The organism is Pseudomonas sp. NPDC089534 (genome assembly GCF_044749305.1).
GTDB classification, from domain to species: Bacteria; Pseudomonadota; Gammaproteobacteria; order Pseudomonadales; family Pseudomonadaceae; genus Aquipseudomonas; species Aquipseudomonas ekonensis.
On record NZ_JBIVHR010000150.1, the window covers coordinates 1 to 8,600 of the forward strand.

At 64.1% G+C, this 8,600-nt stretch carries 7 protein-coding genes; 5 read left to right on the forward strand and 2 right to left on the reverse strand.

From position 1 onward, the window contains the following. Positions 1 to 40: 40 nt before the first annotated feature. Positions 41 to 1,495, reverse strand: a complete 1,455-nt coding sequence (gene thiI / locus ACIP0B_RS27120; protein WP_400837989.1) for a tRNA uracil 4-sulfurtransferase ThiI — start codon at positions 1,493 to 1,495, stop codon at positions 41 to 43. A gap of 329 nt (positions 1,496 to 1,824) precedes the next feature. Here thiI and glnA point away from each other — a divergent pair, with 329 nt between their 5' ends. The 5 genes from glnA (at position 1,825) to ntrC (ending at position 7,599) form a co-directional block, all read left to right on the forward strand. Further along, on the forward strand, positions 1,825 to 3,231 hold the full coding sequence (gene glnA, locus ACIP0B_RS27125; RefSeq protein ID WP_085581796.1) for a glutamate--ammonia ligase: 1,407 nt from the start codon (positions 1,825 to 1,827) through the stop codon (positions 3,229 to 3,231). Between the two features lie 489 nt (positions 3,232 to 3,720). Further along, entirely contained in the window at positions 3,721 to 4,230 is a 510-nt protein-coding gene (locus ACIP0B_RS27130; RefSeq protein WP_400837992.1) for a DUF4124 domain-containing protein, read from the forward strand. Next, a complete protein-coding gene (locus ACIP0B_RS27135; RefSeq protein WP_400837995.1) occupies positions 4,227 to 4,850 on the forward strand; it encodes a DUF4124 domain-containing protein in 624 nt (207 codons plus the stop codon). Before ACIP0B_RS27130 ends, ACIP0B_RS27135 begins: the two co-directional genes overlap by 4 nt. A gap of 230 nt (positions 4,851 to 5,080) precedes the next feature. Next, the gene (gene glnL, locus ACIP0B_RS27140; protein WP_400837998.1) at positions 5,081 to 6,166 is read left to right on the forward strand and encodes a nitrogen regulation protein NR(II); all 1,086 of its coding nucleotides are present in this window, start codon (positions 5,081 to 5,083) and stop codon (positions 6,164 to 6,166) included. Next, complete coding sequence (ntrC, locus tag ACIP0B_RS27145; RefSeq protein WP_400838001.1) at positions 6,163 to 7,599, forward strand: nitrogen regulation protein NR(I); 1,437 nt, start codon at positions 6,163 to 6,165, stop codon at positions 7,597 to 7,599. The genes glnL and ntrC overlap by 4 nt, the downstream gene beginning before the upstream one ends. Before the next feature lie 524 nt (positions 7,600 to 8,123). On the opposite strand, the gene ACIP0B_RS27150 is transcribed toward ntrC, so the two are convergent. Further along, on the reverse strand, positions 8,124 to 8,564 hold the full coding sequence (locus tag ACIP0B_RS27150) for a hypothetical protein (protein WP_400838004.1): 441 nt from the start codon (positions 8,562 to 8,564) through the stop codon (positions 8,124 to 8,126). Positions 8,565 to 8,600: the final 36 nt, after the last annotated feature.

The window sequence follows — 8,600 nt, forward strand, 5'->3', positions numbered from 1 at the left end:
GGGCCTGTGACTCAGGCCACAGGCAAACAGCCCCGGGCACTTAGCTCGGTCGATAAACGCGCACATTGGCATGCCCCTCACTGAGCAGATGGTGGGCATGCAGGCGACTCATCACGCCTTTGTCGCAATACAGCAGGTACTGGCGGGTTGGGTCCAGTTCCTTGAAACGAGCGTTCACCGCGTAGAACGGCATCGTCTGTACCTCTACGCCGGGAAGCTCCAGCGGCTCGTCCTCGGCGGCATCCGGGTGACGGATGTCGAGGACGATCTGGCCGGCCAGCGCTTCGCCGACTTCTTCGATCTGCAAGTCCTGGCCCAATTCGTCGATCACCCGATCGATCGGCACCAGCCTGGCGTTCTCGAGCGCACGCTCGAGCACCGCCATGTCGAATTCTTTCTCTTCGTGCTCGACCCGGTAACGCTTGGCGGCGGTCTTCGGGTTGACCGAAATGACCCCGCAGTATTCCGGCATGTGCCGGGCGAAGTCGCCGGTGCCGATGACGTCGGCCGTGTCGATGATGTCCTGCTTGTGGCTGGCGATCAGCGGACGCAGGATCAGTTTCTCGGTGACGCAGTCGATCACCGACAGGTTCGGCAGGGTCTGGCTCGACACCTGGGAGATCGCCTCGCCGGTGACCAGCGCGTCGATGTGCAGGCGGTCGGCGATGCTCGACGCGGCCCGCACCATCATGCGCTTGAGCACCACGCCCATGTGGCTGTCGTCGACCTTGCCGAGGATCTCGCCCAGCACTTCCTCGAACGGCACACTGACAAATAACACGCGTTGCGAGCTGCCGTACTTCTTCCAGATGAAATGCGCGACTTCCATCACGCCCAATTCGTGGGCACGGCCGCCCAGGTTGAAGAAGCAGAAGTGCCCCATCAGGCCGCGGCGCATGATCTGGTAGGCCGCCACGGTGGAGTCGAAGCCGCCGGACATCAGCACCAGGGTCTGCTCCAGGGCGCCGAGCGGGTAGCCGCCGATGCCGTTGTGCTGGCCGTGGATGACGAACAACCGTTGGTCGCGCACTTCGATGCGCACTTCGACTTCAGGCTTCTTCAGGTCGATCCCGGCGGCGCCGCACTGACGGCGCAGCTGGCTGCCGACGTACTTCTCGACGTCGATCGAGCTGAACGGGTGCTTGCCCGCGCGCTTGCAGCGCACCGAAAAGATCTTGCCGGCCAGCGCATCGCCGTAGTGCTGCTTGCACTTCTCGACGATGTCGTCGAAGTCGCCCAGCGGGTACTCGTCGATCTGCAGGAAGTGCGCGATGCCCGGCATGCAGCTCAGGCGCTCGCCCATCTCCTTCAGGGCCTTCGGATCGGTGACGCGGGTTTCCAGCTCGAGGTTGTCCCACACGCCGTTCACCACCACGGCCGGATCCAGATCGCGGAGCACGGCACGGATGTTCTTGGCCAGCTGACGGATGAATCGCATCCGGACAGGGCGGCTCTTGATGGTGATCTCAGGGAAGACTTTTACGATTAGTTTCATGAAAACTGCGCGCGCAACGCCAGCCGGAAAAAGTGGGGCGCGGATTATAGCGGAAATTGCTCAAGGTTTAACCAGTTAATGTGCAGAAGGTTTTGCATGCACCAAAACAGGTCATTTTTGGATTCAGACGCTACATTAGAGGGCGGGATTGTCGCCGTTTCGGCGCCTTGCACCTTTATAAGCGTGAATTTGGGGCAAAAAACCCATGCTGGGGCACTGGCATGCAATTTGCTCCCTTGTGAGGCAGGTTGCCTTGGCAGAGTATTCGCGCCGGCATCACCAATATATAAGGGCATCCACTACCCGCCCTAAGCCACCCGGAGGACACTATGTCGAAGTCGGTTCAACTCATCAAAGATCATGACGTCAAGTGGATTGATCTGCGCTTCACGGACACCAAAGGCACTCAGCACCACGTGACCATGCCAGCTCGCGATGCGCTGGAAGATGACTTCTTCGAAGTCGGCAAGATGTTCGACGGCTCCTCCATCGCTGGCTGGAAAGGCATCGAAGCCTCCGACATGATCCTGATGCCGGACGACGAAACCGCCGTCCTGGATCCGTTCACCGAAGAGCCGACCCTGATCCTGGTGTGCGACATCATCGAACCTTCGACCATGCAAGGCTACGACCGCGACCCGCGCGCCATCGCCCGCCGCGCCGAGGAATACCTGAAGTCCACCGGCATTGGCGACACCGTGTTCGCAGGTCCAGAGCCTGAGTTCTTCATCTTCGACGAAGTGAAGTTCAAGTCCGACATCTCCGGCTCGATGTTCAAGATCTACTCCGAGCAAGGCTCGTGGATGTCCGACCAGGACGTGGAAGGCGGCAACAAGGGCCACCGTCCGGGCATCAAGGGCGGCTACTTCCCGGTTCCGCCGTTCGACCACGACCACGAAATCCGCACCGCCATGTGCAACGCCCTGGAAGAAATGGGCCAGACCGTCGAAGTCCACCACCACGAAGTGGCGACCGCCGGCCAGAACGAAATCGGTGTCAAGTTCAACACCCTGGTGAAAAAAGCTGACGAAGTTCAGACCCTGAAATACGTCGTGCACAACGTTGCCGACGCCTACGGCCGCACCGCGACCTTCATGCCGAAGCCGCTGTACGGCGACAACGGCTCGGGCATGCACGTGCACATGTCCATCGCCAAAGACGGCAAGAACACCTTCGCCGGCGAAGGCTATGCCGGCCTGTCCGACACCGCCCTGTACTTCATCGGCGGCATCATCAAGCACGGCAAGGCCCTGAACGGCTTCACCAACCCGGCCACCAACTCCTACAAGCGTCTGGTGCCAGGCTTCGAAGCCCCGGTGATGCTGGCCTACTCGGCCCGCAACCGTTCCGCCTCGATCCGCATTCCTTACGTCAACAGCCCTCGCGGCCGTCGTATCGAAGCCCGTTTCCCGGATCCGGCCGCCAACCCGTACCTGGCTTTCGCAGCACTGCTGATGGCCGGCCTGGACGGCATCCAGAACAAGATCCACCCAGGCGACGCCGCCGACAAGAACCTGTACGACCTGCCGCCTGAAGAGGCGAAAGAGATCCCGCAGGTGTGCGGCAGCCTGAAGGAAGCCCTGGAAGAGCTGGACAAGGGCCGCGCGTTCCTGACCAAGGGCGGCGTGTTCTCCGACGACTTCATCGACGCCTACATCGCGCTGAAGTCCGAAGAGGAAATCAAGGTTCGCACCTTCGTGCACCCACTGGAATATGAGCTGTACTACAGCTGCTGATCCGGTGGCGCCGCCCCGCGCGGCGCGACACAAGAGAGGCCTCCTTCGGGAGGCCTTTTTTTGTTGCCCGTTTTTTTGCCGATGCCGCCCCCTGCGCAAGCAACTGCCTTGACCCTGCCCTGCGGCGTCTTGACTGACGCCATCGCGGGCAAGCCCGCTCCCACAGGTTTCGTGGTGCATGCACGGTTTATGAGCGACCGGGACTGATGCGGGAGCAACTGACTTGCCCAGGATCTGTGGTGTCCTGACTGACGCCATCGCCAGCAGGCTGGCTCCCAGTGAATGCAGGGACTGGGGATACCGCACAACCCTGTGGGAGCGGGCTTGCCCGCGATAGCGGAGTGTCGGCCACTGAGGGTCGACTGACACGACGCCTTCGCAAAGCAGGCTCGCTCCCACACGGAATTGCGCCAGGATATGTCCCGGGTTGGGCCTACCGCCGCGACTGGCCTATGCTGCACCCCATCGCTTTCGAATCCGGTCGATGCCATGGGTCGCACCTGCCTTTATCTCTTGCTGCTGATCGCCCTGCCCGCCGCCGCGCAGATCTACAAGTACACCGACGCCAACGGCCACACGGTCTACAGCGACCATGCGCCGGAGGGCGTGCCGTCGCAGCCGGTGGAGCTGCCGCCGCTCAACCGGGTCGCAACCCAGCCGCCCGCCGCACCTCCCGCGGATGCGGACACGCGCGAACCCGCCCGCAGCACCTACGAAACCCTGGAGCTGACCGGCCTGCCCACCGAAGAGGCCCTGCGCGCCAACAACGGCACCTTCACCGTGGGCGTGCTGATCAAGCCGCGCCTGAAGCCGCCGCATCAGTTGCGGCTGCTGCTCGATGACGAACCCTATGGCCAGCCCAGCAACCTGCCGACCCTGCAACTGGTGAACGTGGACCGGGGCGAGCATCGCCTCGCGGTGCAGGTGATCGACGGCCAGTCGGTGGTCCAGCAGAGCCCGCCGGTGAGCTTCAGCGTGCAGCGGGTGCACAAGCCATGAGCCGCGCACTGCTCGCCCTTCTCCTGATGCTGGTCGCGTTCGGCGCGTCGGCCGAGGTGTTCACCTACATCGACGCCCAGGGCAACCGCGTCTACACCGATCAACCGCGCAGCAACGCCAAAAGGATCCAGCTGACCACCAGCAACCGCATGCCCGCCACGCCGGTCGGCGCGACGTCCACCGGCATGAAAGGCCAGGTGCCGGAGCCGCCGCTGTTCCGCTACGACATGCTGCGGGTGCTGATCCCGGAGCCGGACGCGACCATCCGCAGCAGCGCCGGCGAGCTGATCGTCAGCGTCACCAGCGAGCCCGGCCTGCAACCGGGCCACCGCTACCGCCTGCTGCTGGACGGCCAGCCCACCGGCGAACCCGGCCCGAGCCCGGTGTTCCCGCTGAGCAACATCGACCGCGGCAGCCACAACCTGTCGGTGGAGATACTCGACGGCCAGGGCCGCACCGTCGAGCGCACCGCCAACCAGCCGTTCCACATGCAGCGGATTTCCCTGGCGCAGAAGCGCCAGGTCAAGCCCTGCGCGAAGGACGATTACGGCGTGCGCCCCGAATGCCCGCTCAAGGACAAACCCGTCGAACCAAAAAACCCCTTCCTGCGGTTCTTCTAACGCCGCGCAGCGCTGTGCACTATATTGGTGCAGCAAGTTGCACCGTACTCACATTCCAACCCATTTTGGTTCGATTCTTCCCGCCGGCACGGGCGGAATGCCACGCAAACGAGCGTCAAACGCCCGTTTCAGGCATCGGACGCTTCTTTTCGGAGCCTTGGTTTGGTTTTTGCATTTTCCCCGCATCAGCGCTGTACTCATGCGCGCGCCATGCTCCAAAAGAGGTCCTCATGACCATCAGTGACGCACTGCATCGCTTGTTGCTCGACAACCTGACCACCGCCACCATCCTGCTCGACGACGAACTGCGCCTCGAGTACATGAACCCGGCGGCCGAGATGCTGCTGGCCACCAGCGGCCAGCGCAGCCATGGCCAGTTCATCAGCGAGCTGTTCACCGAATCCACCGAGGCGCTCAACTCGCTGCGCCAGGCGGTGGAGCAGGCGCATCCGTTCACCAAGCGCGAAGCGATGCTCACCGCCCTCACCGGCCAGACCCTGACGGTGGACTACGCGGTGACGCCGATCCTGAGCAACGGCACGACCCTGTTGCTGCTGGAAGTCCACCCCCGCGACCGCCTGCTGCGGATCACCAAGGAAGAGGCCCAGCTGTCCAAGCAGGAAACCAGCAAGATGCTGGTGCGCGGCCTCGCCCACGAGATCAAGAACCCCCTCGGCGGCATCCGCGGCGCCGCCCAGTTGCTGGCCCGCGAGCTGCCGGAAGACAGCCTGCGCGACTACACCAACGTGATCATCGAAGAGGCCGACCGCCTGCGCAATCTGGTGGACCGGATGCTCGGCTCCAACAAGCTGCCGTCGCTGGCGCTGTGCAACGTCCACGAGGTGCTGGAGCGGGTCAGCCAGCTGGTCGAGGCCGAGAGCCAGGGCTGCATCACGCTGGTGCGCGACTACGACCCGAGCATTCCCGATGTCCTGATCGACCGCGAGCAGATGATCCAGGCGGTGCTGAACATCGTGCGCAACGCCATGCAGGCGATCAGCAGCCAGAACGAGCTGCGCCTGGGCCGCATCACCCTGCGCACGCGCACCATGCGCCAGTTCACCATCGGCCACGTCCGCCACCGCCTGGTGACCAAGATCGAGATCATCGACAACGGCCCCGGCATCCCGGCGGAACTCCAGGAAACCATTTTCTTTCCCATGGTCAGCGGCCGCCCGGACGGCACCGGGCTGGGCCTGGCCATCACCCAGAACATCATCAGCCAGCACCAGGGCCTGATCGAGTGCGACAGCCACCCCGGCCACACCACGTTCTCGATCTTTCTGCCACTGGAACAAGGAGCCACATCGACATGAGCCGTAGTGAAACCGTGTGGATCGTCGATGACGACCGTTCTATCCGCTGGGTCCTCGAGAAAGCCCTGCAACAGGAAGGCATGACCACCCAGAGCTTCGACAGCGCCGACGGCGTGATGAGCCGCCTGGCGCGCCAGCAGCCGGACGTGATCATTTCCGACATCCGCATGCCCGGCGCCAGCGGCCTGGACCTGCTGGCGCGGATCCGCGAGCAGCACCCGCGCCTGCCGGTCATCATCATGACCGCCCACTCCGACCTGGACAGCGCCGTCGCCTCCTACCAGGGCGGCGCGTTCGAGTACCTGCCCAAGCCGTTCGACGTCGACGAGGCGGTGTCGCTGGTCAAGCGCGCCAACCAGCACGCCCAGGAGCAGCAAGGCCTGGAAGTCGCGCCGTCGCTGACCCGCACCCCGGAGATCATCGGCGAAGCGCCGGCGATGCAGGAGGTGTTCCGCGCCATCGGCCGCCTGAGCCACTCCAACATCACCGTCCTGATCAACGGCGAATCCGGCACCGGCAAAGAGCTGGTGGCCCATGCGCTGCATCGCCACAGCCCCCGTGCGGCGGCGCCGTTCATCGCCCTGAACATGGCGGCGATCCCCAAGGACCTGATGGAGTCCGAGCTGTTCGGCCATGAGAAAGGCGCGTTCACCGGCGCGGCGAACCTGCGCCGCGGGCGCTTCGAGCAGGCCGACGGCGGCACGCTGTTCCTCGACGAGATCGGCGACATGCCGGCCGACACCCAGACCCGCCTGCTGCGGGTATTGGCCGACGGCGAGTTCTACCGCGTCGGCGGCCACGTGCCGGTCAAGGTCGATGTGCGGATCATCGCCGCGACCCACCAGAACCTGGAAACCCTGGTGCACGCCGGCAAGTTCCGCGAAGACCTGTTCCACCGCCTCAACGTGATCCGCATCCACATTCCGCGCCTGTCGGACCGACGCGAAGACATTCCGACCCTGGCCCGGCACTTCCTCAGCCGCGCCGCGCAGGAACTGGCGGTGGAGCCGAAGCTGCTCAAGAACGAAACCGAGGAGTACCTCAAGAACCTGCCGTGGCCGGGCAACGTGCGCCAGTTGGAGAACACCTGCCGCTGGATCACGGTGATGGCCTCCGGACGCGAAGTGCACATCAGCGACCTGCCGCCGGAGCTGCTGAGCCTGCCGCAGGATTCGGCACCGGTGACCAACTGGGAGCAGGCCCTGCGCCAATGGGCGGACCAGGCCCTGGCCCGGGGCCAGTCGAGCCTGCTGGACAGCGCCGTGCCGGCGTTCGAGCGGATCATGATCGAGACCGCGCTGAAGCACACCGCCGGCCGCCGCCGCGATGCCGCCGTCCTGCTCGGCTGGGGGCGCAATACCCTGACGCGCAAGATCAAGGAGCTGGGGATGAAGGTCGACGGCGGGGATGAAGATGAGGGGGATGAGGGCTGACCCAGCCTCCTGACCTTCGCTGCCGGACCAATCCATCGCGGGCAGGCTCGCGCCTACAGGTGAAATGCATGACCCTGTAGGCACGAGCCTGCCCGCGACGCTTTTCGGCCCGACGTGCACCGCAACGATGCACCCTGACCCGCAACCGCGCAGGGCCAGCCGCTTCCTTTTCAGCCGGGCAACGCCCGGCATTCCATCCCCAAGAACGCAAAAGCCCCGGATTCCGGGGCTTTCAGCTTCTGTCGCGATTATTTTGTTTCAAGACAAGTAAACCTGGCACGCCCCCTGCAAATACCCCCTCAGGTGATTCGATTCACCCACCCGGTTTCGGGGACCTTGGTACAGGCAGGCCGGGGATTCCCCTCTTTAACACGGATCCGCACCGCCATCGCGTCGGATCCTGCCGCTTTGGGGCCCTTGATACAGGCAGGTCAGGGGTTCCTTCTTTGCACCGGGCCTTCGCCTTGGCGAACGGCCCGCCCCTTTCGGGAACCTTGGTACAGGCAGGCCGGGGATTCCCTCTTTTATTGCTCGTGCAGGTGGATCTCCAGCCGCCAGCGGTCATCGACCTCGCTGGCGGCCCAGTCGCCCTGCAGCGGCCGGGCCGCCACCAGGGTCAGCAGCAGGCCGCCGTCGCTCAGCCGTGTGCGCCAGTTCACGTCCTTGCCGTTGAGCTTGAGCTGCCCCTTCTGCGCTTTGCCCTCGGCCCCGAACAGCAGCGCCAGCGAGCCGTCGACGACCTCGCCGTGCAGCTTCGGCTCGTTGTTGAACCACACCACCAGCCCGCCGTCGATCACCTCGACCTGCTGCAGCACGCTCGGGTCGGGCGTGGTCAGGCGACCGATCATCAGGCCGACCATCACGCCGAAAATCGCCAGCGACCCCATCACCCGCGGGAATAGTTTCGAACGCGGATCCGCTGGCGGCGTAGAATGCGCGTCATCTTTACCTTCGGAGCCGTGCATGTTTCACGTCATCCTTTTTCAACCGGAAATTCCGCC

Bases quoted from the DNA above. Each gene is read 5' to 3' on its own strand.
- thiI (WP_400837989.1), bottom strand. From the start codon at position 1,495: ATGAAACTAATCGTAAAAGTCTTCCCTGAGATCACCATCAAGAGCCGC.
- glnA (WP_085581796.1), top strand. From the start codon at position 1,825: ATGTCGAAGTCGGTTCAACTCATCAAAGATCATGACGTCAAGTGGATT.
- ACIP0B_RS27130 (WP_400837992.1), top strand. From the start codon at position 3,721: ATGGGTCGCACCTGCCTTTATCTCTTGCTGCTGATCGCCCTGCCCGCC.
- ACIP0B_RS27135 (WP_400837995.1), top strand. From the start codon at position 4,227: ATGAGCCGCGCACTGCTCGCCCTTCTCCTGATGCTGGTCGCGTTCGGC.
- glnL (WP_400837998.1), top strand. From the start codon at position 5,081: ATGACCATCAGTGACGCACTGCATCGCTTGTTGCTCGACAACCTGACC.
- ntrC (WP_400838001.1), top strand. From the start codon at position 6,163: ATGAGCCGTAGTGAAACCGTGTGGATCGTCGATGACGACCGTTCTATC.
- ACIP0B_RS27150 (WP_400838004.1), bottom strand. From the start codon at position 8,564: ATGCACGGCTCCGAAGGTAAAGATGACGCGCATTCTACGCCGCCAGCG.